The organism is Stenotrophomonas sp. SAU14A_NAIMI4_5, from assembly GCF_003086795.1.
Classification (GTDB): Bacteria; Pseudomonadota; Gammaproteobacteria; order Xanthomonadales; family Xanthomonadaceae; genus Stenotrophomonas.
Genome location: NZ_CP026003.1, coordinates 2,882,081 through 2,908,974 on the forward strand (window position 1 = coordinate 2,882,081; position 26,894 = coordinate 2,908,974).

A 26,894-nucleotide genomic window follows, 5' to 3' on the forward strand; every position below is an offset into this window, starting at 1 on the left:
TGGCTGACAGCTGCCTCCGGCCCTGCAACACCCCAAAACCAGAAAAGTGAAGCGCTCCCGCGGCCTGCCGTGGTGTCGTAGCGCTGGAAACCCAAGCCGCCCTCCCCGCGCATGCGCGAATGGGCGGTGAACCGTGTCCAGAGGCGAAACCCCATGGCGTTCCGCGCGGTAGCCGCTTGCGAGGAACGCAACAATGAAGCGAATGCTGATCAACGCCACGCAGGCCGAAGAGCTGCGTGTTGCCATCGTCGATGGCCAGTCGTTGTATGACATCGATATCGAGCAGCCGGCGAAGGAACAGAAGAAGTCCAACATCTACAAGGGCCGGATCTTCCGCATCGAGCCCTCGCTGGAAGCGGCCTTTGTCGAATACGGTGGTGGCCGCCATGGCTTCCTGCCGCTGAAGGAAATTTCCCGCGACTACTTCCAGGCCGGCGTCGACCACAACAAGGCCGGCATCCGCGAGCTGCTGAAGGAAGGCCAGGAAATCGTCGTCCAGGTGGACAAGGAAGAGCGTGGCAACAAGGGCGCCGCCCTGACCACGTTCATCTCCCTCGCCGGCCGTTACATGGTGCTGATGCCGAACTCGCCGAGCGCGGGCGGTGTCTCCCGTCGCATCGAAGGCGAAGACCGGGCCGCCCTGAAGGACGCCCTGGACAAGCTGAACATCCCCGACGACATGGGCGTGATCATCCGCACCGCCGGCGTCGGCCGCGATGCCGAAGAACTGCAGTGGGATCTGGATTACCTGCTGAACGTCTGGCGCGCCATCGCCGAAGCTGCCCTGAGCAAGCCGGCCCCGTTCCTGATCTACCAGGAATCGCGCCTGATCGTGCGCGCCCTGCGTGACTACCTGCGCGCCGACATCGGCGAGATCCTGGTGGACACCGAGGAGATGTACGAGCACGCCCGCGAGTTCATGCAGCAGGTGATGCCGCAGACCCTGCGCAAGCTCAAGCATTACAAGGACGACATCCCGCTGTTCAACCGCTTCCAGATCGAATCGCAGATCGAAGGCGCCTACGAGCGCAACGTGCGCCTGCCGTCGGGCGGCTCGATCGTGGTCGACCAGACCGAGGCGTTGACCGCCGTCGACGTCAACTCCTCGCGCGCCACCAAGGGCAGCGACATCGAGGACACCGCCTTCCAGACCAACCTGGAAGCGGCCGAGGAAGTGGCCCGCCAGCTGCGCCTGCGCGACCTGGGCGGCCTGGTGGTCATCGACTTCATCGACATGGCCTCCAACAAGCACCAGCGTGAAGTCGAGAACCGCCTGGCCAACGCGCTGAAGTACGACCGCGCGCGCGTCCAGGTCGGCCGCATCTCGCGCTTCGGCCTGCTCGAAATGAGCCGCCAGCGCCTGCGCCCGAGCCTGGGTGAATCCAGCCAGATCGTCTGCCCGCGTTGTGACGGCCACGGCCGCATGCGCAGCGTCGAGTCGCTGTCGCTGTCGATCATCCGCGTCGCCGAAGAGCATGCGATGAAGGAGAACACCGGGCAGGTGCTGGTCCAGGCCCCGGTGGAGATCGCCAATTACCTGCTGAACGAGAAGCGCAGCGCCCTGCGCGAGATCGAGCAGCGCCACGAAGCGCCGATCGTGATCGTCGCCGACGAGCAGCTGCACACCCCGCACTACAACGTGACCCGCCTGCGCGAGAACGAGCTGGGTGAAGACAGCAACAAGCCGAGCTACCAGCGTGGCACCCCGCGCAAGCTGCCGGTGCACGCCCTGACCAAGGGCCAGCTGAACATCCCGCCGCCGGCCGTGACCCAGGTCAAGCACACCGCACCGGCCCCGGTGCGTGCCGAAGCCGAACCGGTGGCCGCTCCGGCCCCGGCACCGGTCGCCGCTGCCCCGGCACCGGCCGCCAGTGGCGGCGTGGTTGGCTGGCTGAAGCGCATCTTCGGTGGCGAGTCCGCTCCGGCCCCCGCTCCGGCCCCGGCTGCCCGCCAGCCGCAGCAGGATGGCGGCCGCAAGGACCGCAACAGGGATCGCAACAAGGACCGCAAGGACCGTCGCGACGACAGCCGTGGCAACGGCGGCAACGGCAATGCGCAGCAGCAGAAGGACGGCGGCAACCGCAAGGACCGCGGCGAGCAGCGCAAGGACGGCCGCCAGGGCGGCAACAACAACGGCAATGCCCAGCAGCAGCCGCAGCAGGGCAAGCAGAAGGACGCCCAGCAGAAGGACGGCCAGCAGCAGCCGCAGCAGCAGAAGCAGCCGCGCAACGAGCAGCAGGGCCAGAACCCGCAGCAGCAGCCGAAGCTGAAGCAGCCGAAGCAGCCGCGTCCGCAGCAGGACGGCGAGAAGCCGGCCGAGAAGCCGCAGCGCGCCGCCGCCGAAGCACCGGTCGACACCGCAACCGCGGCTGCCGCCGTGGCCGCGACCGTCGTCGCTGCCAACGCGGTGACCGCGCAGGAAGGCACCGCACCGGCCGCTCCGGTGGCACCGGCTGCACCGGTCGCCGATGTGGTGGTGGCTGATGCCGCACCGGTGGCCGACGCCACGGTTGCAGCAGGTGCTGACGCCGATGCGGTTGCCGTGTCCGGCGAAGATGCCGCGACCGACGCCGCGGGCGAACAGGCCGGCGAAGGCGCGACCCGCCGCCGTCGTGGCCGTCGCGGTGGCCGTCGTCGCCGCCGTGGTGGCGCCGAGAATGCCGCCGGTACCGATGCCCTGGGCGATGACCAGGACGACGGTGACGAAGCCGATGACAACGACAGCGCTGACCAGGCTGCCGACACTGCCGCCGAGGCCGCGCCGGTCGCCGCCGCGCAGCCGTCGCGCTCGCAGCCGGAATTCGATTTCGATGACGAAGTCGAGCCGGTGGCCGTGGAAGCTGAGAAGCCCGCCCGTGCACCGGTCGCCGTTGCCGCTGCCGCCCCGGTGGTTGCCGTGAGCAGCGCCGTGGTCGAAGCAGTCGCTCCTTCGCAGGAAGCCGCAGCTCCGGCACCGGTCATCAAGGCCGAGCCGGCCCCGCAGCCGGTGCAGACCAGCATGCTGGACCAGATCGACGCTGCAACCCCGGCCCAGCCGGCAGCACCGGTCGCTCCGGTGGCTGACGCCAAGCCGGTGGTCGAAGCGGCCGCCGTGGTGGCCGCGCCGGCCCCGGTGGTCGTCGAAGCCGCTCCGGTGGTGGACGTGGCTCCGGTCGTCGAAGCCAAGCCGGTGAATGCTGAAGCCGCCCCGGTGGTTGAAGCCGCTCCGGTCGTGGCCGAGGTCGCTCCGGTGGTGGAAGCGAAGCCGGTCGTCGAGGCCGCCCCGGTGGTCGAAACCGCACCGGTCGTCGAGCAGCCGGCCGCGCCGGTCGAAGTTGCCGCACCGGTGGCCGAAGCCGTGGTGACGCCGTCGATCGAGCCGGTGGCCGATGGCCATGCCGATTCGGCCAGCCAGGCCGCGGATGCCCAGGCATCGGACGAAGACGAAGAAGCCGCCAAGCGCACGCCGCCGGCGAACTGATCGTTCTTTGATCGCGTAAAACGAAACGGCGGGGATCGATGATCCCCGCCGTTTTTGTTTGTGCCCCGGTAGATGCCAACCTTGGTTGGCGCCGTTGATTCAACGCACGCGGACACTCCCGTGCCAACCAAGGTTGGCACCTGCCAGAACGAGAAACCCTGCGGGGTCAGCGTGCCGGGGCGAACTGCAGGCGGGTCCAGACCCCGTAATGGTCCGACGCCCAGCGACCGCTGTCGTCGGGCTGGTCGAACAGAATCTTCGCTTCGCGCGCGACCATCCGGTCCTGCTGGAAGAAGATGTGGTCGATGCGCGACGGCGCCTGGTAGTAGTGCCGGTTCAAGGTGCTCACACCGGCCAGGTCGGTGTTCACGTGCACGCTGCCGTAGCTGTCGCCGTAATGGCTGCGCAGTTCGCTCAGGTCGCCTGCATCCACCAGTGCGTTGAAGTCACCGGCGATCACCACTGGCGCACCGGCCGAGGTTTCGGTGATGTAGCGCAGCAGGTCTTCCACTTGGCTGCGGCGGATGCCCTGGCCACGCTCGTCGCTGCGCTCGTTCAGATGCGTGGCATAGACGTTCACCGGCTGCCCGTCCACGTCGATGCGCAGGTGTGCCACGGTGCGGTAGTCATCCAGCGGCTGCAGCAGGTGCTCGCCGTGGGCCAGGATCGGGCGCCGGGTCAGCAGCGCGTTGCCGTAGCGCTTGGGCGCACCCACCGGATCGGTGGAAACGAAGACGTACCTGTAGCCGAGCTGGCTGGCCAGCCACTGTGCCTGGTTGCGCACGTTGCGGCGCTGGATCACTTCCTGCAGGGCGATGGCATCGGGCTGCAGGCGCTTGAGCTCAGCGACGATCGTGCGCCGCCGGGTCGGCCAGTCCTCGCGGTCATGGTGCAGGTTGAAGGTCACCATGCCCATGCCGGGCGCGGCCGATACCTCCGCAACGGCAGATTCACTCGACTGCTGCGCCATAACCAACCCCGGCAACGCCAATGCGATTGCCAGCCCCAGGGCGCGCAGTGCCACGCGCGCCCTCCCCTGCTTCAACGCCATGCTTACTGCCCCTTGCGTTCTGCGCGGCGCACCGCGCTTGGCACGTCGATCTCGATCCGCGCCGGCAGCTGGTGCACGCACAGTTCGCGGTTGCTCCATTCGGCCGGCTCGCCATTGATGGTGGCCGCACCCGGTTCGCCGCTGTACGGCCACGGCAGCACGACGCCACCTGGCGGCGGCACCAGGCCCGGCTGCAGGTCCAGCACCAGCTGCTTGTCACTGCGCTGCAGGCGGTAGTTCAGCTGGCCCTGCGGCGTGCGCAGGCCCTGTACCGCGATGCCATCTCCCTGGAACCAGGCGGTGGGAATGCCGGCGGCCAGCACCAGCGCCTCATCGGCGTCGCGGTTGTAGGCGAACATGTCCAGCGCCGAGCGGACGAAGTCGGACGCCACCCAGGCATGCGGCAGGTCACCGACGAAGAACGGCTTGCGCGGCGTGCGCGAGACCACTTCGGCCCACTGGTTCCAGGCCTGCGGCGCGCGGTCCTTGAAGAAGAACTGGGTGGCCTGCCAGGCACGGTCGCGCCAGCCCAGGCGCACGAAGGCCGCCACGTTGCGCCACTCGTAAGGCGTGTAATCCTTCCATTCGCGCTTGCCATCGCGGCGCGCGATGAACTCGGTCCAGTAACGCTCGAAGGTCGCCTCAAGCGCCTCCTGCGGCAACCGACCCTGCTCGCCACCCGGCGCCAGTGCGATGGTGGTGGAGGTGGCATCGAAATCACCCAGCTCGGCCGAGCCCGGCAGGTAGTCGATCCTGTGCTGCTGCATGGCGGACAGCAGCGAGGCCTGCAGGTCGTCGCGGAACTGGTCGCGCGACTCGCTGATCTGCATGGCTTCGAGCTTGCCCAGCTGGGCGGCCACCTGCGCGGCATCCTTGTAGCCGCGCAGCGCCCAGAAGTTGTCCCAGTACGAGTGCATGGGCTTGGCCGAATAGCCTTCGTGGCTGATCGAGGCCGGCATCATCCCGTAGAAGGCCGGATTGCGCGCGCGGTTCTCTTCGGTGCGCTCGCTCGCGCGCAGCTGCTCCATGTAGCTGTAGGCGCCCTGCACATGCGGCCACATCAGCTCCAGGAAGGTGCCGTCGCCGGTGTACCGCCAGTACTCGGCGATGTTGTAGATCAGCTCGCCGTGGCTGTCGTTCTCCGGCACCGGGTCGCTGCCACGCGAGTCGACGCAGCACGGCACCTTGCCGTTCTCGAACTGGAACGGCGCATACCATGTCACGTAATCGCGCACGGCATCGCTGCGGCCCATGCGCAGCAGGCCTTCGGAAATCATCGCGCCATCGCGGATCCAGCTGCGCGCATACGAACGGGTGCCCGGCTGCAGGCGCGGGCCGACACGCGAGATCAGCATGTGCGCCACCGCGGTCCGCAGGGTCTCCACCAGCGGCTGGCCCGCTGCCGGCACCTGCAGGCTGACCACGCCCAGCTTGTCGCGCCACATCGCCGCGACCTGCTGCTGCGCCTTGGCCACGTCCAGCGCCTGCGGCTTCCAGCCGCCGGTCTGCGGCAGCACCACGGCCACCTCGCGGCTCTGCCCCGGTTCGAGCTTGATCGTGTACAGCAGGGCGCCGGACGCCAGGCCCGTGGAATCCTTCACCGCCGTGGTCGCCGGGAACTTGCCCGAGGCCAGGTGCATCGCATCGAGCTTGCCATCGAACGTGGTGGCGAAGCGTGCGTCCGGAGCCTGCAGCGGGTAGATGCGCGGCTCGCCGTTCACCCGTACCAGCTGGTCGCCGACGTCCAGCGCTTCGATGCGGCTGAAGCCGCCGGTGGTGTTGAGGAACTGGGTCGGCGGGTTGACCTGCCAGGGGCGGATCGCCAGCGCCAGGGTGTATTCGTGGGCGACCTTGTCCGGGTTGCTCAGGCGGTAGCGGCCGATCAGCTGGGCGCGATCGGGCGTGCCCTGCACGAAGCTGGTCACCGACAGGCCGGCCTTCTCATGCACCCAGTCGACCGTGGCGATGGGCAGGTAACGGTCCTGCAGCGACTGCGTGGCGGCCACGCTGGACCAGTCCAGCAGCTTGCCGTCCAGGCGGATGAACGGTTCGATGCTGAAGCTGCCCTTGGCCGGCTCCAGCGCACCATCCTCGCTGATGAGGGCCTGCTCCTGGCCGCCATCGAGACCGAGCAGGGTCCAGTACGGCTGCTCGCCGACGTAGGCGCGCGGCAGCGCACCGCGCGGCAGGTCGGCGGCGACCGAGGACAGGAAGGCATTGGGCGTGGCCGCGAACGCCAGCGGCTTCAGCGCGATATCGCGGATGCCGTAGCGCCAGTTCGGTCCGTCTTCCAGGTCGAAGCGCACGTAACGCGCATCGGTATCGGGCAGCGCCAGCCAGTCACGACCGCCACCGCCACCGGTGACCTCGCGCACGGTGCGCCAGTCACGGCCGTCCTCGGAGGTGCGCACGACGTAACGGGTCGCCTCCAGGTTGGGCAGCCAGTCGATCACCGCGCCGCCGATCTCGCGGCTCTTGTGCAGGTCCAGGCTGATGGTCTGCTGCTTGACCCCGCCGCTGACCCAGAACGTATCGCTCTTGCCGTCGATCATGCGGTCCTGCAGCGCGGTGGCCGTATCGGCGATCACCGACGGCATCAGCGCCGAGTCGTCCTGCGGCGGCAGGCCCTGCAGGGTCAGCTTGTCGAAGCACACCGTGCCGCGGCCACCGACCTTGCTGTAGATGGTGAACTCGACCGCGGCGCTGCGCGCCATCTCCTTTTCGGCCGACGGGCCCCAGGCCTTGTCGATCTGCCGGCGGCGGTATTCCACCGGCGTCCAGGCCTTGTTGAAGCTGTAGCCGGGGCGGTTGACCCACCAGACGTTGTCGCCGCTGGCATCGATCAGCTTGAACTGCAGGTCGTTGCGCGGGGAATCACCGCGCAGCTGGAACCCGAACCGGTAATTGGCCGGGTACTCGATGTTCAGCGCACGGCGGATGCCCACATAGCCGGAGACTTTGTGGAAGTCGTAATCCAGGCACAGCGCGCGGCCGCCGCCGGCGCCGCTGACCGGCCGCAGCGAACCGCTGACCTGGTCGGACAGCACCAGCTTCCACGCGCTGATGTCGTCGAAGTCATCCAGCACCTTGGGCGCCGGCAGCGCCGGTGGTGCGGCGATCGCCAGGGAGGTCCACAACAGGCCCAATCCAACGGCGATCGCTCGCTTCATCCCTTGACGCTCCCCAGCAACAGACCTTGGATGTAGTACCGCTGCAGGACCAGGAACAGGGCCAGCACCGGGACCACGGTGACCACCGCGCCGGCCATCATCATTTCCACGTCCATGATGTGCTCGCGCGAGAGGGTGGCCAACGCCACCGGCAAAGTGTAGTGCTCCTGGTCGGTCAAGACGATAAGCGGCCACATGAAATCGTTCCACGCGCCCATGAACGTAAAGATCGCCAGGGTCACCAGCACCGGCTTGAGCATCGGCAGCACGATCTGGAAGAAGATGCGCAGCTCCCCTGCCCCGTCGATGCGGGCCGCTTCCAGCAGTTCGTCCGGGATGGAACGGGCGTACTGGCGCACCAGGAAGATGCCGAACACGCTGGCCAGCGCCGGCACGATCACGCCGCCGAAACTGTTGACCAGGCCCAGCTGCTTCATCAGCAGGAACAGCGGCAGCATCGCCACCTGCGCCGGGATCACCAGCGCAGCCATCAGCACCTGGAACAGGCGTTCACGGCCGACGAAGTTCAGCTTGGCGAAGGCATAGCCGGCCATGGTGTTGAGCAGCAGCGAACCGAAGGTGATCGCCACCGACACCAGCAGGCTGTTGGCGAAGTTGCCGCCCATGCCGGTGCGTGCGAACAGCTCGGTGTAGTTGTGGGTGGTGACGTGCGAGGGCAGCAGCGGAGGCGGGAAATGGGTCGCCTCACCCTGCGGCATGAACGACACCGAGAGCATCCACAACAGCGGTGCCAGGCTGACCAGGGCCAGCACCAGCAACGCGCCGTTGATCATCCACGGGTGCCAGCGCGACTGGCCGATCTCACGACTCATACCAACTGCCTCTTGCGGCCGAAACGCAGCATCACGGTGGTCACCGCCAGGATGATCAGGAACAGCAGGAACGCCACGGCAGAGGCGCGTCCCAGGTTCCACCACTTGAAGCCTTCCTCGAACATGAAATACAGCACGCTGACGGTGCTCTGCAGTGGGTCGCCGCGGGTCATGACGTACGGTTCGGCGAACAGCTGGAAGTAGCCGGACACGGTTATGACGCCGACCACCAGCAGCACCGGGCCGAGCATCGGCAGGGTGATGTGCAGGAACTGCTTCCAGCGCGAGGCGCCGTCGATGCGCGCGGCCTCGTACAGGTCATGCGGGATGGCCTGCAGGCCAGCCAGGAAGATCACCATGTTGTAGCCGAAGTTCTTCCACACGGCGAACAGCATGATGGTGGGCATCGCCCAGTTGGGGTCGCCCAGCCAGTCGATCGGGCTGATGCCGATGTGGCCCAGGCCGTAGTTCACCAGGCCATAGCTGGTATGGAACAGGTAGCGCCAGATCACCGCCACCGCCACCAGGGTGGTCACCACCGGGGCGAACAGCGCGGTGCGGAACAGCGCCTTGAAGCGGGCGGCGGGCGCATTGAGCAGCATCGCCGCGCCCAGCGACACGCTGATCGACAGCGGGACGCCGATCACCACGAAATACGTGGTGTTCCACAGCGACTTCCAGAACATCGGCGTCTGCAGCAGGTCGATGTAGTTGCCCAGCCCGACGAAGCGCAGGTTGGCACCGTCAGCCAGCGCGTACAGGTCGAAGTCGGTCACGCTCAGGGCGAGCGCCGAGGCGACCGGCAGGCCGAAGAACACGCCCAGCACGAGCAGCGAGGGGCCGGCGAAGATCCAGCCGGCGAGGGACGAACGTTTCATTGCGGGCTCCCGGCCGCGACTGCACTGGTCGAGCCCGAAGGGGCCTCGCTGCGCTGCAGGCGTTGTTGTTCATGCATCCAGCGGCGCTTGGCCAGCACCTTGTCCACGCGCTGGTCCAGCTCTTCCACGGCCTTGTCCTGCGGCATGCCGCCACGCACCACTTTTTCGGTGACGATGCGCATTTCCTGCACGATGCGCTCCCATTCGAGCACCTTTGGCGTCGGCTTGACCCGCTCCAGCTGGTCACGGAACGCGGCGGCCAGCGGATCGTCGGCCAGCGACGGCGCGTTCCAGGTGCTGCGGCGCGGCGGCAGGTCACCGATGATGGAATGGAAACGGGCCTGGATTTCCGGGCGCGACAGGAACTCGATCAGCTTCCACGACGCTTCCTTCTGCTGCGACTTGCGGAAGATCACCAGGCTGGTGCCGCCAGCGATGCCGGCGCCCGGACCGTCCGGGCCCGGCAGGGCGGCGGTGCCCCACTTCCCTTCCAGTTCCTTGGGCTGCAGCTTCTTGAACTCGCGGATGTTCCAGGGGCCGGAGATGTAGAACACGTTGAAGCCGCGGAAGAATTCATCCCAGACGTTGGAGATCTGCGTCTCGGACATCTTCGGCGCCCAGCCCTGCTCGAACATGTTGCCGTAGAAGGCCAGGGTGCGACGGAAGCCGGGGCTGGAGAAGTTGCCGCGGGTGTCGTCGTCGCGCAGCAGCGGATCGGGCTGCTGCAGGGCCAGCGACAGCTGCTGCTCGAACTCGTTGATCGGCATCAGCACCGCATAGCGGTTCGGGCCCTGCATCTTCTTGATCGCGGCCATCTGCTCGTCCCATTCCGCCCAGGTACGCGGCGGGTGGTCGAAGCCGGCCTGCGCCAGCAGGTCCTTGCGGTAGTAGATCAGGCGGGTATCGACGTACCACGGCACGCCCACCAGCTCGCCATGGATCACGTTGGTATCCCAGATGCCCTGGAAGTAATCCTGCGGATCGACGACGGACGAATGCTGCACGAACGGCTGCAGCGGGGTCAGCGCGTTGAGCTCGGCGAACTCGGGCACCCAGGTGTTGCCGAGCTGGCAGACATCGGGCAGGCCGTCGGCGGCGAACGCGGTCAGCAGTTTCTCGTGTGCGGCCGTCCAGGGAATGTTCTGCACATCCACCTTGATGCCGGGGTTCTCGGCCTCGAATTCGTGGATGAGTTCGCTGACCACTTCGGCCTCGCGGCCCATGGCCCAGAAGCGGACCGTGGTGGTGCCCTGCTCGGTGCGCGCGCAGCCGGCCATGGCCAGTGCGGCCATCGCAGGCAGGGCCCAGCGTCGCAGGCGGTCAATCCAATCGTGCACCTTGTTACTTCCCCTGGCCCGTGTTGCGGTTGGCATTGTTCTTCTGTTCCTGCGCGGCAGCCGCGCGTGATTCTGCGATACCGACCGCGCGTGCGGCCGCGGCCTTCTCATCCTTCTCCAGCACCAGCGGCTGGAACGACCCTTCCGGGGCCAGCCAGCCACCGCTGAAACCGGCCCGTTCCAGGCCCTTGCGGATGTACGGATTCTTCTTCATCACTTCCCAGACGAAGTCGTTGCGGTAGTTGGCGATCATCGTCAGGATCGGGCCCTGGTCGATGGCGATGTAATCGCTGGCCACCCAGCCGCGGTCCGGCACCATGCGGCCGGTCTTGATCGGGATGTCGTAGTTGAAGCTCGGGTTGAACGAATCCAGGAAGCCGTAGCTGGAATAGATGTAGTCGCCGTAGCGCTTGTGCATCTCCAGCGTGGCCGGGATCACTTCCTCGGGCGCGAACACGATCGAGGAGATCGCCGCGGTCGGGGCGATGGTGCCGTCATCGAAGTTCTCGCGCAGGCCGGCGCCGCGCGAGGAGTAGTGGCGGAACTGGCGCTGCTCGCCGCGGTACTCCTGGGTGGTGTTCTGCGGGCCATCGCTGGCGGTCAGGCCCCACACGTTCTCGCCGTAATCCTTCCACTGCATCGGGTTGGCGATGGCGTACTCGCGGTGCGCCAGAGCGGCCGAGCGGCTGTTGAGGAAGTAGGTGCTGCCACGCTCGCGCATGTACGCATCCTGGATGTCGCGGAAATCGATCCAGACGTGGCTGTACTGGTGGCCGAACAGCGGGCCGAAGGACAGGTATTCCTGGCCCTGGTAGACACCCCAGTCGTTGTCATAGGTGCGCGTCCACACCGTCCACGCATCCGGGCTGACCGGGTGGCTGGGCGAGCCCAGGGCGAGGATGTAGACCATCATCGCCTCGTTGTAGCCCATCCAGTCGTGGTCGATGAAGCCGCTCTCGGGGAACCAGCCCATCGAGATCAGCGGCGCACGCTGCTGCAGCCACGGCCAGTCGACCTGCTTGTACAGCTGGTCGGCGATCTGCCGGATCTCCTTCTCGCGCGGGTCCTCGCCGTCGTAGTACGACTGGGCGAACAGCACGCCCATCATCAGCAGCGCGGTATCCACCGAGGAAAGCTCGACCCAGCTGTCGTAGCGGCGGCCTTCCTGCATGTCCAGGAAGTGGTAATAGAAGCCCTTGTAGCCAGCCTTGCCGGTGCGCTGCGGGCCCATCGGCACGTCGCGGAAGAACTTCAGCGTGGTCAGGGTGCGGTCGATTGCCTGGTTGCGGCTGACCCAGCCGTTCTCGATGCCGATCGGGTACGCGGTCAGGGCGAAGCCGACCGAGGCAATGCTGGCGAACGGACGCGACGGGTAGCGGTCCGGGGTGAGGCCGTTGAGTTCGTTGGTGGTGTCCCAGAAGAACTGGAACGTGCGGCGCTCGATGTCATCGAACAGCGGCGGCAGTTCCGGCTTCATCGGCCGCGGCGGTGCGTCGGCCTCCAGCAGGATCACCGGCGGCTTGGGCTTGGCAGGCTCCTGCTGGGCCGGTTTGCAGGCGGCGATGGCCAGGGTCATCGCAGCGGCGGTCAACAGGTGGCGTGCCTGCATGGCGCGGTTCCTCCGGAGAGCTGATCGATGGGAAAGCATAACGTCCAATGGCCTGAAATCGTTTACAAACCGAACTCTTAAAAAACCACGAAACGTGGTCGGAGAACTGCTGCCATTGTCCAGTCCCCTGCCCCGTCATCGCAACGGTGCAGGGGGCTGGACAATGGACCGGCCCGGGGGCCGGCCATTGCCAGGTCCCGATGCCAGCGGCAGGCCACTGGCATCGGGGTGTTGCCGTACATCACTGCTTAGAAGCGGAAGCCCACTTCGGCCTTGACCTGGCGCGGAGTACCGATGATGTCGCCGGTCTCGTTGTAGCTGGCCTGCAGCTTGCCGTTGGTCTTGATGTAGTTGTAGGTGGAGAAGTTGTCGAAGTTGAACACGTTGATGATGTCGATACGCGCGTACATCTCGGTGTCGCCCGGCATCTTGAACGTCTTCGTCGCCTGCAGGTCGACCGAACGGTAGCCGAAGATCTTGCCGCCCAGCAGGAACTTGCCGTTGGCGTTGGGCACGGCAGCCTGCGGGGTCGGCAGGTTGTAGCCACTGGCCTGCGGGATCGGGTACCAGTCGTTGACGGCGGTCGGGGTGGCCAGGGTGATCTTGCCACCGAAGGTGATGCCCCAGAAGCCAGCGTACGAACCGGTCACCACCAGGCGGTGGCGCGGTGCACCGTTGGAACGGATGGTCGGGTAATCCTCGATCAGGCCGCGGTCGAAGGCGTACTTCTCATTGATGTCGCGGTTGTGGCGCGCGGTCGTCCAGGTGTAGGCGATCGAGGTGCCCCAGCCGCTTTCCTTGGTGAACGGCTTCTGCGCCGACAGCAGGACCTGGGTTGCACGGGTCTTGATGCCCTGCTGGCCGATGATCAGGCTGCCGAAGCCCGGCACGTTGCAGCTCCAGGCCTGGCTCAGGCCCGGCTCGGTGCCACCGCACAGGCGCGGGTCATCGAAGAACTGGCCGGTCGGGTAACGGTTGCCCAGGGTGAAGGCGAAGCCGTCGTAGCTCAGGGTGCGGGCGATGGTGGCGTCGGTCAGCCAGTCACCGATCTGGTTGCTCATGCCCAGGCTGAACTGATCCGAGTACGGGGCCTTCAGGTTGTTGTTGAGCAGGTCGACTTCCAGGCCGGCATTGCTGGTCGAACCGACCAGGGCCTGCAGGTTGCCGATGCCGTTGAGCAGGTTCGGGTTCCAGTCATAGCAGGCGGCCTGGCCGTTGATGCAGGTGCCGGTAGCCGGGTTGCGGAAGTAGATGGTCGGCTGCGGCAGGGCCAGCTTGGTGGTTTCCAGCTGCAGGTTGTCGAACAGGTCGCGGTCGTACGAACGGCCGGCACCACCGTGGATCACGTGCTGCTCGTCGGCGTTGATGTCATACGAGAAGCCCAGGCGCGGCTGCCAGGCATCCTTGAACGCCTTGCGGTTGTGACCGTTGCTGATGTAGTTGCTGATGTCCAGGCCGCCCAGCGCCAGCGAATCGGCGTAGGTCTGGCCGGCGGGGGCGCGCGGATCCTGCGAGTAGATCGCATCGACCACGGCCTGCGGGGTCACGAAGTCCAGGTACGCCGGGGTCTTTTCATAATCCCAGCGCAGGCCGAGGTTGACCTGCAGGTGGTCGTTGACCTGCCAGTCGTCCTGGATGAACACGCCGTACTGCTTGGACTTCGAGCGCACTTCACCCGACACGCCGTCCACGCCGGTCACCGGCTTGACGAACTGCGCCTTGTACGGAATGGAGTCCGGGAAGTCCGGATCGCCCAGGCTGTAGGTAAAGGTCGGGTTGATCTGCGCCGCATCGGAGGCGTACAGGTCGATGGCCTTGTACTTCACGCCCATCTTGATGGTGTGGTCGCCGGCCCACTGGATGCCGTCCAGGGTCAGGTTGTCTTCGATCGACCAGCCCTTCTGGCCCTTCACCTGCGAATCCAGTGCCGAGGCGCCACCGATCTTCACCACGGTGCGGTCTTCAGTGCCGTCCGGTGCGGTGTAGGTGATGCCGTTGGCCAGGGTCAGCGGGGTCGGGTTGTTGAACGAATCTTCGTGGGTGACCATCATTTCGTTGTAGAAACGCTCGCCGCTGTGGTTCCAGCGCAGTGCGTAACGACGGTCGGTGTTGACCACTTCACGGCCGGCTTCCGGCGAGGTCTGGCCACTGAACTGCGACTGGGTTTCGTCGCGGTCCTGGAAGGTCAGCTCGATGCGGTCGTTGTCGGTCGGCTCGAAGTCGACCTTACCGAAGATCAGGTCCTGCTGGAACGGCTGGCTGGCCGGGCCGAGGCCTGCGGCGCCTTCGGCCGGCAGCAGGCTGGCGGCACCGGTGACGGCGCCGTCCGGCGCGATGGTGACCGGCAGGTCGAAGCGCTTGGCTTCGTAGGTCACGAAGAAGTGCGCCTTGTCCTGGATGATCGGGCCGCCCAGGGCGAAGCCGTATTCCTTCTCGGCCGAGACCATCTTGTCCTTGCCACCCTGGCGCTCGGCCGGGGTCTTGGCGCGCATGTCTTCGTCGGTGTAGCGGTAGAACGCCTCACCCTTGAATTCATTGGTACCGGACTTGGTCGCAGCGGTCACTGCGGCGCTCGACACCTGGCCGTACTCGGCCTTGTAGTTGCCGCTGATGACCTTGTATTCGCCGATCGCCAGCTGCGGGAACGGGTTGCCGGCGCTGCCGGACTGGCCGGCCACGCCGCCGCCCTTGACGTAGCTCTTCTGGCCCACGCCGTCGATGTAGACGTTGGTGCCGTCGGCATTGGTGGCACCGCCGCGCAGCGAGGTGTTGCCCTTGGCATCACGGGTGAAGATCAGGCCCGGCACCGCGTCGGCGAACTCCAGGAAGTTGCGCGACACCTGCGGGGTGGTCTGGATCTGCTGCAGGCTGACGGTCTTGCCGACTTCGGAGGTGCGCACTTCCTGCAGCAGGGTCGGCGCAACGACGTTGACGGTGTCCAGGTTGGTCGCGGCGCTGCCACCCGACGTACCGCCGGCGGCGGCCTCGCTGAAGTTCAGCGTGGAGGTCGAGGCGACGGTGACGGTGACCTTCTGGGTCTGGCCGTTGGCGGCCACGTCATAGGTGCCCGGATCCAGGCCCATCAGCGAATAGGTGCCATCGGCGCGCACGGTGCCGCGACGGACGGTGCCGGTGGCAACGTTGGTCGCGGTGACTTCCGAACCGGCCTGGGCGCCGGCCACCTGGCCGCGCAGGCTGGCGTTGGCCGACTGCGCCATGACGTTCGGGGCGGCAGCCAGCATCAGGCAGCTGACCAGTGCGGTGCTCAGCAGCCGGCGGGCCGGCATGCGGATCGTGGAATGCATCATCAACTCAATCTCCGGGTGGCGGTATCCGCGGATGCGGTACCTGCGATCAATCAAAAGAAGGAACGCCTCTGGCTTCAATGGCCCGATGGCGGAGTGGTGGAATCGCGAACGATGAGGCGGGGAACAAGCGTCTGCTTGTCACCTGCCCCTTCGGGGGTGTTGCCGTCCATCAACTGCATCAGACGCGTCATCGCCCTATCGCCCAACTCGGCGATACTGACCTGCATGGTGGTCAACGATGGGTGTACAAACCGCGCCAGTGGAATGTCATCGAAACCCGCCAGGGCGACATCGGTGGGCACGTGGATGCCTGCCTGCGCGAAGGCATACAGGCAACCCAGGGCCATCATGTCGTTGGCGGCGAACACGGCATCGGGCAGCGCGCCGGCTGCCAGCATCTCCTGACCGGCGCGATGGCCGGAAGCTTCGTCGAAATCACCGGGCAACTCGATGCCTTCGGCGCCGTTGCCAAAAGCCGCCAGCGCGTCGCGGAAGCCACGCAGGCGCTCGCGCGCGTCGAAGTTGAGGTCCGGGCCAGAAATGAACGCGATGCGGCGGTGGCCGGCATCGAGCAGGTGGCGGGTCATGGCCATCGCACCGGCGTGATCGTCGATGCTCAGGACCGGGTGATCCTGCCCCGGCAGATAGGTGTTGATCAGGACCGTGGGCAGCGACTGCGGCAGGTTGTCGGTGAGGAAGCCGGGGCTCTCGGCATAGGGCGAGAGCACCAGCAGGCCATCGACGCGGCCGCGCATGGCACGCAGGGCGGCGCCCTGCTGTACCTGGTCGCCGTGGTAGCTGGACACCAGCAGGTGCTGGCGACGGTTGCGGGCAACGTTGTCGATGCCGCGCATCAGCTCGGAGAAGAATTCGCCGTACAGGTCAGGCAGCACCACGCCCACCGTATTGGTACGGCGGCTGCTCAGGCTGCGTGCGGCGGCGTGCGGGGTGTAACGCAGCCTCGCGGCGACCTCCAGCACAAGCTGGCGGACCGGTTCGGCGACATTCTCATGCCCGTTCAGCGCGCGGGAAACCGTGGCCACGGAGACCCGGGCTTCTCGTGCGACGTCTTTGATTGTTATGGCTGCCTTGTTCACGAAGCCGCCCTCCACGGCTTGGACCTACCAGCTTGGCGCGGAATGTAAGCGTTTCCATCTGCGCTTGTAAACACTCCGTTAGACGAATGTCCCCAGATGGACACAGAAATCTGACGTGGACAGGTCTCTTCCTGGACCTGGCAGGACTTTGCGGGACAGGCCATCAGCCCTGCTCGGACAGGGTGTATGCGCGGATGGACAGCGCATGGATATCGGTCTCCATCAGCCCACCCAGCGCGGCATACACGGCGCGATGGCGCGCCAACGGGGCCATGCCGGCGAACTGTTCACTGACCACCAGCACGTTGAAATGACCGCGTCCGTCGCGTGCGCCGGCATGGCCGGCATGGCGATGACTGTCGTCTTCGATCTCCAGCGTGCTCGGCGCCAGTGCCTGCTGCAATGCAACACGCATTAGATCGATGCGCTGCGCGCTCATGGCAGCACCTTGCGGAAGGGCCGGACCTCGACGCGGGTGTAGACGCCCGCGGCCACATACGGGTCGGCATCGGCCCACTCGCGGGCCTGCGCGAGAGACTCGAACGCGGCAATCACCACCGAGCCACTGAAGCCGGCCGGACCCGGATCCTCGCTGTCGATCGCCGGGCACGGCCCGGCCAGCAGCAGGCGTCCCTCGTCGCGCAGCGCGTGCAGCCGAGCCAGGTGCTCGGGCCGGGCCTGCAGCCGCTGCGCCAGCACATCCTGGCCGTCGTAACCTTCAATCACATAGAACACGGGCATTCCTCGTTCATGTTGCGGTGCGTCGATTCTAGCCAATGGGCCGCCGATACCGGCCCGGCTGGACACTGGCCAGGCAAAGCCGTACCCTAGACACCATTGCACGTGGCGTGATGCAGCAGCCCGTCGGTTTTTGCGGCCAACGCAGCCCCCGACGACCGTACCGCTGCTTCGAACCGGGCCAACCGGCCGGGCCACGTAGACGACCTCCCCGTAGTTCCGTCGCCGCCGTTTTCCTGCGGCGCGTCCTGCTGTTTGATATGTGTGGAATCGCGCCGATCCCGGCGTGTCTGGTGCCTGCGGCGCCGTGGCGAAGGCCCGGCAGAACCGGCACCGCGACTGGTCCGTTGCAATCCTATTGTCCATTAGATGACTTCCGAACTCGCGCTCGACGCGAACCCGCCAACCCGGCCGCCCGCCCCCCAGCAGCAGGAAATGCCGCTGGCCGTGGTGCATGGGCAACCGGTCCTGCAGATCCCGCAGGACCTGTACATCCCGCCGGATGCGCTGGAAGTCATCCTGGATGCCTTTGAAGGTCCGCTGGACCTGCTGCTGTACCTGATCCGCCGGCAGAACCTGGACGTGCTGGACATTCCCGTGGCCGAAATCACCCGGCAGTACGTGGAATACATCACCGTGATGCGCGAGCTGCGTTTCGAGCTGGCCGCCGAGTACCTGGTGATGGCCGCCATCCTGGCCGAGGTGAAGTCGCGCATGCTGCTGCCGCGCCCGGTCAGTGAAGATGGCGACGAGGCCGACCCGCGCGCCGAGCTGGTGCGCCGGCTGCAGGAGTACGAACGTTTCAAGCAGGCTGCCGAGGATATCGACGCCCTGCCCCGCCAGGACCGCGACACCACGGTGGCGCACGCCTTCATGCCCGAGCGGGCGACGGTGAAGCTGCCGCCGCCGGTGGACCTGAAGGAAATGCTGCTGGCCCTGCACGACGTGCTCAAGCGCGCCGAGCTGTTCAGCGGCCACGCGATCAAGCGCGAGGCCCTGAGCGTGCGCCAGCGCATGGGTGAAGTGCTGGGTCGTCTGGAAGACGGCAGGTTCTACCGCTTTGAAGGGCTGTTCACCGCCGAAGAAGGCAAGCTGGGCGTGCTGGTCACGTTCCTGGCAGTGCTGGAACTGGCCAAGGAACAGCTGCTGGACCTGGTCCAGGAAGAGCCGCTGGCGCCGATCTACGTGAAGTCCCTGGCCGCCGGCAACACCAACGCCCCGCTGCAGTTCAGCAGCGAGTTCGACGACAACGACGCCGCCAATGAGAACGAGTGAGCGCTGACTGCCGATGGACCAGACGCTGATCAACCGCATTGTCGAAGGTGCCCTGCTGGCCTCCAGCCAGCCGCTCACCCTGGCCCAGCTGAAAGACCTGTTCCCGGAAGAGGAACCGGCACCGCCGGGCAGCATCGAACGTGCGCTGGAGCGCCTGCGCGAAGGCTGCGAAGGGCGTGGCGTGGAACTGGTCGAGGTCGCCTCTGGCTTCCGCTACCAGGTGACCGGCGAAGTGCACGGCTGGATCAGCCGGCTGTGGACCGAGCGCAAGACCCGTTACACCCGCGCCACCCTGGAAACCCTGGCGCTGATTGCCTACCGGCAGCCGATCACCCGCGGCGAGATCGAGCAGGTGCGCGGCGTGGCGGTCAGCAGCAACATCATCCAGGCGCTGGAAGAGCGCGAATGGATCCGCGTGGTCGGCCACCGCGACGTGCCCGGCAAGCCGGCGCTGTTCGGTACCACCAAGGGCTTCCTGGACTATTTCGGCCTGAAGCGCCTGGACGAACTGCCGCCGTTGTCGGAACTGAAAGACCTGGGCGAGCTGGAACCGCAGCTGGCGCTGGACCGTGATGGTCCCGCCGTTGCCGGTGCCGCCGGCCCGGACATCAGCGCCAACGATGACGCCAGCCTGCAGGGCGGCGATGGCAACACCGAGAATTCCGTCGACGCGGCAGCTGCCGCGCCGGCCACCGATGAGCAAGCACCTTCGCCCCTCGATGATGGGCACCCCGATTCCGCGCCGGGCGAGCGCGCGGTGCCCCTGAACGAACGCGAAGACAACGCCGTCGCGACGACGACCGTGGCTGTTGACCAAGCCGATTCCGAACCAGAGGCCGACCTCGAAACCGTCGGCCGGAGCAAAACTGATGAGTGACACCCCCCGTAACAAGCTCTCGCTGAAGCGCGAAGCCACCTCCGAACAGTTCAAGCTGGAAGAGCGCCTGCACAAGGTGCTGGCCCAGGCCGGCCTCGGCTCGCGCCGTGCGCTGGAACAGCGCATCGCCGAAGGCCTGGTCAAGGTCAACGGCGAAGTCGCGCAGACCGGCATGTCGGTCAAGAGCGGCGACAAGATCGAGCTGGATGGCCGTGGCTTCGTCGCCACCGCCCTGGCCGAGCCGTCGCGCGTGCTGGTCTACAACAAGCCGGAAGGCGAAGTGACCACCCGCGAAGATCCCGAAGGCCGCCCGACCGTGTTCGAATCCCTGCCGCCGCTGAAGGGCGCGCGCTGGATCGCCATCGGCCGCCTGGACATCAACACCACCGGCCTGCTGCTGGCCACCACCGACGGTGAACTGGCCAACGCCATGATGCACCCGTCGTTCGAGGTCGAGCGCGAGTACGTGGTGCGCGTGCGCGCCCCGGAAGGCGAAGAGAAGGTCTCCGACGCCATCGTCGACCGCCTCGCCCGTGGCGTGGCCCTGGAAGACGGCCCGGCCAAGTTCGACGAGATCGAACGCATCGGCGGCACCGATTCGCACGACTGGTTCCGCGTCGTGGTGAAGGAAGGCCGCAACCGCGAAGTGCGCCGCCTGTGGGAATCGCAGGGCTGCCAGGTCAGCCGCCTGAAGCGCACCCGCTACGGCAAGGTCAGCCTGCCGCGCGAACTGGTGCGTGGCCATTCGGTCGAACTGCCCACCGCCCAGGTCGAAGCCCTGCGCGCGCAGCTGAAGCTGGAAGAAGGCGCACCGTCGGCACTGACCCTGCAGCCGGTGATCGGCCAGCGTCGCGCCGCCAAGACCACCGTGCGCGTGCGCGAAGGCGGTCGTGGCAATGCCTACGTCAACGGCCACAGCACCGCCGATGAAGGTCGCGAACTGCGTCGCTTCGACAACGTGCGCGAAGACCGCGGCCGTGGTCGCGGCGGCAAGGGTGGCGGCTTCAAGGGCGGCCTGACCGTCAGCGGTGAGGCTGCAGCCAAGCAGTCGCAGAAGCCGTTCAAGCAGCGCGCGCCGAAGAATGACCGTTCGCTGCCTGAAGGCAACCCGGCCGCATTCCGTACCTGGTACGTGCCGGATGGCGTCAGCACCGGCCCGAGCGGCCACCGCAACGCCGGTCCGGGCGCACGTGGCCCGGGTGCCCGTGGTCCGGGCGCAGGCGCGGGCGGCCAGGGCCGTCCGTACGGCAAGCCGAAGGGTCCGGGCGCCGGTGCAGGTGGCGGCCAGGGTCGCGGCGGCTTCGGCGGCGAAGGCCGTGGTGGCGCCGGTGGCGGCCAGGGTCGTCCGGCCGGTGCGGGCAACCGCTCGCAGGGCCAGGGCAACAAGCACCCGTACGGCCATCCGGGCAACGCCCCGAGCTTCCCGTCCGACCACGCCAATCCGGGCTTCAACCCGTACGGCAGCGCGCGTCCGGCCGGCAACGGTCGTCCGGGCGGCAACGCCAATGCACGTCCGGGCGGCAATCGCGGTCCGGGCGGCAACCGTGGCCCGGGTGGTCCCGGTGGCAACCGTGGTCCCGGCGGCCCGGGTGGCAACCGCGGCCCGGGTGGCCCGCGTCGCAGCGGCCCGCGCGGCGGCTGATCGCCGATACGTCTGAAATGAAAAACCCCGGCTCCGGCCGGGGTTTTTCTTTATCGGGTGGAACGAATCCCCGGTCCATCCACGCCATGCGTGGATGGACCGGGATCAGCGGCGGCTGATGGTGAAGGCGGTGCCGTCCACGCCCAGGTCCCAGCCCTTGCCGGTGCCGGACAGGGCCAGCGAGACATCGCCCTTGGTCATCACCTGCGCGTTGCTGGATTTCACCGCGCCGGCGTGCGCGCCCACCGAGGCATAGGTGCCCAGCAGTTCGTTGATGCCCACCGCGCCGGTGAAGCTGCCGCGGCCGTTGGTGATCTTCGACTTGCCCACGGTCAGGCCGCCGCCCTTGAGCTGGATGCGCACCGGCATGGTCGCGCCGTTGCTGCACTGGAGGGTGCCGTTGCCCGAGGCGGTCTTGTAGATCAGCGACCAGCCGGACAGGTTGTAGCGCAGCTGGCAGTCGAGGTTGCCACCGGCATGCGCGGCCGGGGCCAGGGAGGCTGCGGCCAGCGCCAGCAGCAGGACAAAGGGCTTGTTCATCGGCAGGACTTCCACTTCAGGTCGGACTGGCCGCGAATCTAGCAGCGCGCGCGTGCACGGTGGATGCAGGCGCGCGAGCCGGTGTGGCAAGCGTTCAGCCGCCACACCCGGGCCAGTCTCAGGCCCGTTCGTCCAGGTGGAACGCATCGGCATCGAGCATCGCCGGGAAGCGCGCGCGGTGCGCGGCCAGGGCCTCGGCCGAGATGGTGGTGGTGACCACCTGCTCGCGTTCGCGGATCTCCACCTGCGGCTGGCCGAGGAAGTCGATCACCGCGCTGTCGCCGGCGTAGTGCAGCTGGTTGCCGTCCACGCCGATGCGGTTGACCGCCGCAACGAAACACAGGTTCTCGATTGCCCGTGCGCGCAGCAGGGTCTTCCACGCGTAGGCACGCGCCGACGGCCAGTTGGCCACGAAGATCTGCAGGTCGAAATCCATCTGCCCTGCCCGCTCCACGTTGTAGCGGTTGCGGCAGAACACCGGGAAACGCAGGTCGTAGCAGACCTGCGGATTGATCCGCCAGCCCTTCCATTCCACGCTCAGGCGATCGCGGCCAGCGGCGTAACGCTCGTGCTCGCCGCCGTAACGGAACAGGTGGCGCTTGTCGTAGTACTGCAGCGCGCCGTCCGGGGTGGCGAACAGCAGGCGGTTGTAGACGCCTTCGCCATCGCGCAGCTGCACGCTGCCGATCACCGCCGCGTCCAGCGCCTTCGCCTGTTCGCGCACCCAGGCCACGGTCGGGCCGTCCATGCCTTCGGCCTGGGCGATGGCCTCGTTGGAGAAGCCACTGGTGAACGTCTCCGGCAGGATCACCAGGTCGGTGCTGCCGGCCAGCGGCGCCAGCAGCGCGCCGTAGTACTCACGGTTGCCCGCCGGGTCATGCCAGCGGGTGTCGCCCTGGACGAGGGAAATGCGCAGGTCCTGCATGGTCGTCACGTCCTCAGAGCAGGCGCAGGCGTTCGATCGCCGCGTCCAGGGTCGCTTCGTTCTTGGCGAAGCACAGGCGCACCAGACGCTGGCCGACCGGCGCGGTCTCGTAGAACGGCGACAGCGGGATGGCGGTGACGCCCTTCTCGATGGTCAGCCACTTCACGAACTCGTGGTCCGGCAGATCGCTGATGGCCGAGTAGTCGACCAGCTGGAAGTAACCACCCGGCACCGGCAGCGGCTTCAGGCGGGTGCCGGCCAGCTGCTCGCGGAAGCGGTCGCGCTTGGCCTGATAGAACGCGCCCAGCTCCAGGTGGTGCTCGGGTTCGTCGCGGATCATCGCGGCGAAACCATACTGCGCCGGGCCGAAGCTGGTGAAGGTGTTGTACTGGTGCACCTTGCGGAATTCAGCCGTCAGCAGCGGCGGCGCCACCGCGTAGCCGATCTTCCAGCCGGTGCAGTGGTAGGTCTTGCCGAAGCTGGAGATGACGAAAGTGCGCTCGCGCAGTTCCGGGTAGCGCAGCGCCGATTCGTGGCGGCGGCCATCGTAGATGATGTGCTCGTACACCTCATCGGAAATCAGGTAGATCTGCGTGCCACGCAGCAGGTCGGCCAGCGCGTGCATGTCGGCCTCGTCCAGCATCGCACCGGACGGGTTGTGCGGGGTGTTGACCATCAGCATGCGGGTGCGCGGGGTGATCGCCGCACGCACGCGGTCCCAGTCCACGGCGAAGGTCTGCGGGTCCAGCGGCACGTGCACGGCGACGGCGCCGGCCAGCTCGATGGCCGGCTCGTAGCAGTCGTAGGCCGGGTCCAGCACGATCACTTCCTCGCCGGCACGCACCACGGCGTGGATGGCGTTGAAGATTGCCTCGGTGGCGCCGCTGGTGACGGTGATCTCGGTGTCCGGGTCGATCGTCGCGCCGTACAGGTCCAGCGACTTCTGCGCGATGGCCTGGCGCAGCGGGGCCACGCCGGTCATCGGCGGGTACTGGTTGAGGCCGGCGGCCATGGCCTTGGTGGCTTCGTCGATCAGGCGCTGCGGCGCGGAGAAATCCGGGAAACCCTGACCCAGGTTGACCGCGCCGTGTTCGGCGGCGAGCTGGGACATCACGGTGAAGATCGTGGTACCGACCTTGGGCAGCTTGGTGGTGGGTTGCATCGGCCTGGGGGGATGGGGAGACAGACCCCTGAGTTTACGCAATCCCTGCGTCGGTAGTGCCGGCCGCTGGCCGGCAACCTCGGCCAGGCAACCGCCGCCGGGGGAATTGCCGGCCAGCGACCGGCACTACCGCGGGCATTCATCGCTACAATTGCCGCCGCACTCCGGCACGAAGACCCTTGCCCCTTGAACACCCCAGCATTGCTGGCCGCCAGCGGCCTGAGCTTCTCCCGCAATGACGAACCCGTGTTCGGCCCGCTGGACTTCCACGTGGATGCCGGCGAGGCCCTGCTGGTGCAGGGCGGCAATGGTGCCGGCAAGACCACCCTGCTGCGCGTGCTGGCCGGCCTGGCCCGCCCCGGCGCCGGCCAGGTGCGCATCGACGGCAAGCAGGCCAGCAACACCGAACGCGCCCGCTATGTCGCCTACCTCAGCCACCTGCCGGCGCTGAAGCCGGACCTGGACACGCTGGAGAACCTGCACTTCCTCTGCGGCCTGCACGGCCGCCGGGCCAAGCAGATGCCCGGCAGCGCGCTGGCCATCGTCGGCCTGGCCGGTTATGAGGACACCCTGGTGCGGCACCTGTCGGCCGGGCAGAAAAGGCGCCTGGCGCTGGCCCGCATCTGGCTGTCGCCGGCACCGCTGTGGCTGCTCGACGAACCCTACGCCAACCTCGATCTGGATGGCATCAACCTGGTCAACCGGATGATTTCGGCGCATCTGCGCGGCGGCGGTGCCGCCCTGGTCACCACCCACGGCGCCTATGCCGCACCGCCGGTGCGCACGCGCCTGCTCGAGCTGCGCGCGCCCGGGCAAGCGGCCGCAACGGTGCAGGGAGGTGCCGCATGATCGCCCCCGGTACCGAACCGGGCCTGTGGCAGACCGCCCGCGCCCTGTTCTCGCGCGATCTGCGTCTGCTCTGGCGCCGCCGTGGCGATGCACTGCAGCCGGTGCTGTTCGCCCTGCTGGTGGTGGTGCTGTTCGCGCTGGCGCAGGGCCGCGATCCGCAGCCGCTGGCGGCCACCGCTGGCGCCGTGCTGTGGCTGGCGGTGCTGCTGGCCGGGCAGCTGGCGCTGGATTCGCTGTTCCGTTCCGATGCCGAGGATGGATCGCTGGAACAATGGCTGCTGGCCCCGGTGCCACTGGCCTGGCTGGTGCTGGTGCGCGTGCTGCTGCACTGGGCTACCACCGCGCTGCCGCTGATCGTGGTCAGCCCGCTGCTGGCGGAAATGCTGCATCTGCCACATGACCAACTGCCGATGTTGCTGGCATCGTTGCTGCTGGGAACACCGGTGCTGAGCCTGATCGGTGGCGTGGTCGCCGCGCTGACCGTGGGCATCCGGCGCTCTGGTATTCTCGTGGCGTTGCTGTCGTTGCCGCTGTACGTACCGGTGCTGGTGTTCGGTGCGGGCAGTCTGGCGGCGGCCAGCCGCGGGCAGGATCCGGTCGGTGCGCTGCTGATGCTGGGCGCAGGACTGGTGGTCGCCCTGCTGCTGGCACCGCTGGCGACGGCTGCGGCCATCCGTATTTCCCTGAGTTGAACGGGCAGAGAGCCAATCCACCCCTGCTGGATAGCCGTCACGCATGAATCCGATCGTCCGCTGGTTCCATCAACTCGGTTCGCCGCCCACCTTCGATCGTTTCGCTGCCCGCTGGTCGCGTGTGTTCTACATCGCCGCGCTGCCGGTGCTGCTGGTCGGCCTGTGGCAGGCGCTGCTGGTGGTGCCGCCTGAAGCACGCCAGCTGGACAGCTTCCGCATCCTCTACATCCACGTGCCCAGCGCCTGGATGAGCCTGTTCGTGTTCGCGCTGATGGCCCTCTACGCCGCCATCGCGCTGATCTGGCGCATCAAGATCTGCGAGATCCTGGCCATGGCCTGCGCGCCAATGGGCGCCGGCTTCACCCTCATCACCCTGCTCACCGGCAGCATCTGGGGCAAGGGCACCTGGGGCACCTGGTGGGACTGGGACCCGCGCATGACCAGCGAACTGGTCCTGCTGTTCCTGTACCTGGGGGTCATCGGCCTGTACCACGCCATCGAGGACCGCCGCAGCGCCGCGCGCGCGGCCGGCCTGCTGGCCATCGTCGGGGTCAGCCTGCTGCCGGTCATCCGCTATTCGGTGGACTGGTGGGGCGGCCTGCACCAGCGCCAGTCGATCAACGTGTTCGGTGACTCGGCGATCAGCAGCGCGATGATCGCGCCGCTGTGGTGGATGGTGATCGGCACCAAGTTCTGGTTCGCCGGCTCGGTACTGGCCAAGGCACGCGCCGACAATCTCGACCGCGAGGCCGGCAAGGCCTGGGTCGGCGAGCGCGTGGAGGAGACGCAGCGATGACCCACCTGCCCTTCGTGATCGGCGCCTATGCGGTGTTCGTGCTGGTACTGCTGGCCGATGCCATCGGCTCGTGGCTGCGCCTGCGCGCCGCGCGCCGCCAGGCGCAGTCGCGCCAGCAGCGGCAGCAGGCACGGCAGAGCGCGCAGCAGGCCGTGCCGGCGCTGTCGGCGGAGCTGGAACGATGACGCCGGTGCAGCGCCGCCGCATGGCCTGGGTGCTGCTGGCGCTGCTCGCCTCCGGCCTGGCCACCGCACTGGTGGCGATGGCGCTGGAACGCAACATCGCCTACCTCTACACGCCGTCGGAAGTGCTGCGCGGCGACGTCGATGCGCAGACCCGCTTCCGCCTCGGCGGCATGGTGGTCAAGGGCTCGTTCAACCGCCCGGTCGGCTCGCTCGATGCCCGCTTCGAGGTCACCGATGGCGACGCGCAGCTGGCCGTGCTGACCTCGCGCATCCTGCCGGACATGTTTGCCGAGGGCACCGCCGTGGTCGCCAGCGGGCGCCTGCAGGACGGCGTGTTCGTCGCCGATGAAGTGCTGGCCAAGCACGATGAGAAGTACGTGCCGAAGGAAGTGGCCGACAAGATGGGCGATGCCCATCGCAAGCACGACGTGCCGGTACCGGCCACCGAGGTGCGCTGAGTGCTGCCCGGC

22 protein-coding genes are annotated in these 26,894 nt (G+C 67.3%); 9 read left to right on the forward strand and 13 right to left on the reverse strand.

Going from position 1 to position 26,894, the window contains the following annotated elements; genetic code table 11:
• The first annotated feature begins 193 nt into the window (after positions 1-193).
• A complete protein-coding gene (locus C1925_RS13475; RefSeq protein ID WP_108769336.1) occupies positions 194-3,460 on the forward strand; it encodes an Rne/Rng family ribonuclease in 3,267 nt (1,088 codons plus the stop codon).
• Positions 3,461-3,626: 166 nt separating this feature from the next.
• On the opposite strand, the gene C1925_RS13480 is transcribed toward C1925_RS13475, so the two are convergent.
• From C1925_RS13480 to C1925_RS13525, 10 genes are all read right to left on the reverse strand, one after another.
• Positions 3,627-4,511 carry an endonuclease/exonuclease/phosphatase family protein gene (locus C1925_RS13480; RefSeq protein ID WP_108769337.1) on the reverse strand — a complete coding sequence of 295 codons (885 nt, stop codon included), beginning with the start codon at positions 4,509-4,511 and terminating at the stop codon, positions 3,627-3,629.
• A gap of 2 nt (positions 4,512-4,513) precedes the next feature.
• Positions 4,514-7,681: a discoidin domain-containing protein gene (locus tag C1925_RS13485; RefSeq protein WP_108769338.1), complete on the reverse strand. Its 3,168-nt coding sequence runs from the start codon at positions 7,679-7,681 to the stop codon at positions 4,514-4,516.
• Entirely contained in the window at positions 7,678-8,514 is an 837-nt protein-coding gene (locus C1925_RS13490; protein ID WP_079222477.1) for a carbohydrate ABC transporter permease, read from the reverse strand. The genes C1925_RS13485 and C1925_RS13490 overlap by 4 nt, the downstream gene beginning before the upstream one ends.
• Positions 8,511-9,392, reverse strand: coding sequence for a sugar ABC transporter permease (locus C1925_RS13495; protein ID WP_108769339.1), 882 nt, complete (start codon positions 9,390-9,392; stop codon positions 8,511-8,513). The genes C1925_RS13490 and C1925_RS13495 overlap by 4 nt, the downstream gene beginning before the upstream one ends.
• Complete coding sequence (locus tag C1925_RS13500) at positions 9,389-10,729, reverse strand: sugar ABC transporter substrate-binding protein (RefSeq protein ID WP_108769340.1); 1,341 nt, start codon at positions 10,727-10,729, stop codon at positions 9,389-9,391. The genes C1925_RS13495 and C1925_RS13500 overlap by 4 nt, the downstream gene beginning before the upstream one ends.
• Positions 10,730-10,733: 4 nt before the next feature.
• The gene (locus C1925_RS13505; protein WP_108769341.1) at positions 10,734-12,338 is read right to left on the reverse strand and encodes a glucoamylase family protein; all 1,605 of its coding nucleotides are present in this window, start codon (positions 12,336-12,338) and stop codon (positions 10,734-10,736) included.
• A 248-nt stretch (positions 12,339-12,586) separates the two neighbouring features.
• On the reverse strand, positions 12,587-15,646 hold the full coding sequence (locus C1925_RS13510; RefSeq protein WP_108769342.1) for a TonB-dependent receptor: 3,060 nt from the start codon (positions 15,644-15,646) through the stop codon (positions 12,587-12,589).
• 74 nt (positions 15,647-15,720) lie between these two features.
• On the reverse strand, positions 15,721-16,758 hold the full coding sequence (locus C1925_RS13515; RefSeq protein ID WP_079222482.1) for a LacI family DNA-binding transcriptional regulator: 1,038 nt from the start codon (positions 16,756-16,758) through the stop codon (positions 15,721-15,723).
• 148 nt (positions 16,759-16,906) lie between these two features.
• Positions 16,907-17,182, reverse strand: a complete 276-nt coding sequence (locus tag C1925_RS13520) for a BolA family protein (RefSeq protein ID WP_108769343.1) — start codon at positions 17,180-17,182, stop codon at positions 16,907-16,909.
• A complete protein-coding gene (locus C1925_RS13525) occupies positions 17,179-17,478 on the reverse strand; it encodes a YciI family protein (RefSeq protein WP_108770714.1) in 300 nt (99 codons plus the stop codon). Before C1925_RS13525 ends, C1925_RS13520 begins: the two co-directional genes overlap by 4 nt.
• Positions 17,479-17,850: 372 nt before the next feature.
• Between C1925_RS13525 and C1925_RS13530 the strand changes: the two genes are divergently transcribed.
• The 3 genes from C1925_RS13530 to C1925_RS13540 are packed head-to-tail and all read left to right on the forward strand — an operon-like array spanning position 17,851 to position 21,275.
• Positions 17,851-18,756: a ScpA family protein gene (locus C1925_RS13530; RefSeq protein ID WP_108769344.1), complete on the forward strand. Its 906-nt coding sequence runs from the start codon at positions 17,851-17,853 to the stop codon at positions 18,754-18,756.
• A gap of 13 nt (positions 18,757-18,769) precedes the next feature.
• Entirely contained in the window at positions 18,770-19,633 is an 864-nt protein-coding gene (gene scpB, locus C1925_RS13535) for an SMC-Scp complex subunit ScpB (protein ID WP_108769345.1), read from the forward strand.
• The gene (locus C1925_RS13540) at positions 19,626-21,275 is read left to right on the forward strand and encodes a pseudouridine synthase (RefSeq protein WP_108769346.1); all 1,650 of its coding nucleotides are present in this window, start codon (positions 19,626-19,628) and stop codon (positions 21,273-21,275) included. The genes scpB and C1925_RS13540 overlap by 8 nt, the downstream gene beginning before the upstream one ends.
• A 105-nt stretch (positions 21,276-21,380) precedes the next feature.
• Here the strand turns inward: C1925_RS13540 and C1925_RS13545 are convergent, their stop codons facing one another.
• The 3 genes from C1925_RS13545 to C1925_RS13555 form a co-directional block, all read right to left on the reverse strand.
• Positions 21,381-21,815 carry a hypothetical protein gene (locus tag C1925_RS13545; RefSeq protein ID WP_108770715.1) on the reverse strand — a complete coding sequence of 145 codons (435 nt, stop codon included), beginning with the start codon at positions 21,813-21,815 and terminating at the stop codon, positions 21,381-21,383.
• A 118-nt stretch (positions 21,816-21,933) separates the two neighbouring features.
• The gene (locus C1925_RS13550; protein ID WP_108769347.1) at positions 21,934-22,740 is read right to left on the reverse strand and encodes an amidohydrolase; all 807 of its coding nucleotides are present in this window, start codon (positions 22,738-22,740) and stop codon (positions 21,934-21,936) included.
• A gap of 13 nt (positions 22,741-22,753) precedes the next feature.
• Positions 22,754-23,902 carry a pyridoxal phosphate-dependent aminotransferase gene (locus C1925_RS13555; RefSeq protein ID WP_108769348.1) on the reverse strand — a complete coding sequence of 383 codons (1,149 nt, stop codon included), beginning with the start codon at positions 23,900-23,902 and terminating at the stop codon, positions 22,754-22,756.
• Between the two features lie 186 nt (positions 23,903-24,088).
• On the opposite strand from C1925_RS13555, the gene ccmA reads away from it, so the two are divergent.
• From ccmA to ccmE, 5 genes are read left to right on the forward strand one after another with little or no spacing between them, the layout of a single operon-like run.
• Positions 24,089-24,751: a heme ABC exporter ATP-binding protein CcmA gene (ccmA, locus tag C1925_RS13560; protein ID WP_108769349.1), complete on the forward strand. Its 663-nt coding sequence runs from the start codon at positions 24,089-24,091 to the stop codon at positions 24,749-24,751.
• Entirely contained in the window at positions 24,748-25,443 is a 696-nt protein-coding gene (ccmB, locus tag C1925_RS13565) for a heme exporter protein CcmB (protein ID WP_108769350.1), read from the forward strand. Before ccmA ends, ccmB begins: the two co-directional genes overlap by 4 nt.
• 43 nt (positions 25,444-25,486) lie before the next feature.
• A complete protein-coding gene (gene ccmC, locus C1925_RS13570) occupies positions 25,487-26,239 on the forward strand; it encodes a heme ABC transporter permease CcmC (protein WP_108769351.1) in 753 nt (250 codons plus the stop codon).
• Positions 26,236-26,424 carry a heme exporter protein CcmD gene (gene ccmD / locus C1925_RS13575; protein WP_108769352.1) on the forward strand — a complete coding sequence of 63 codons (189 nt, stop codon included), beginning with the start codon at positions 26,236-26,238 and terminating at the stop codon, positions 26,422-26,424. The genes ccmC and ccmD overlap by 4 nt, the downstream gene beginning before the upstream one ends.
• Complete coding sequence (gene ccmE / locus C1925_RS13580; protein ID WP_108769353.1) at positions 26,421-26,882, forward strand: cytochrome c maturation protein CcmE; 462 nt, start codon at positions 26,421-26,423, stop codon at positions 26,880-26,882. The genes ccmD and ccmE overlap by 4 nt, the downstream gene beginning before the upstream one ends.
• Positions 26,883-26,894: the final 12 nt, after the last annotated feature.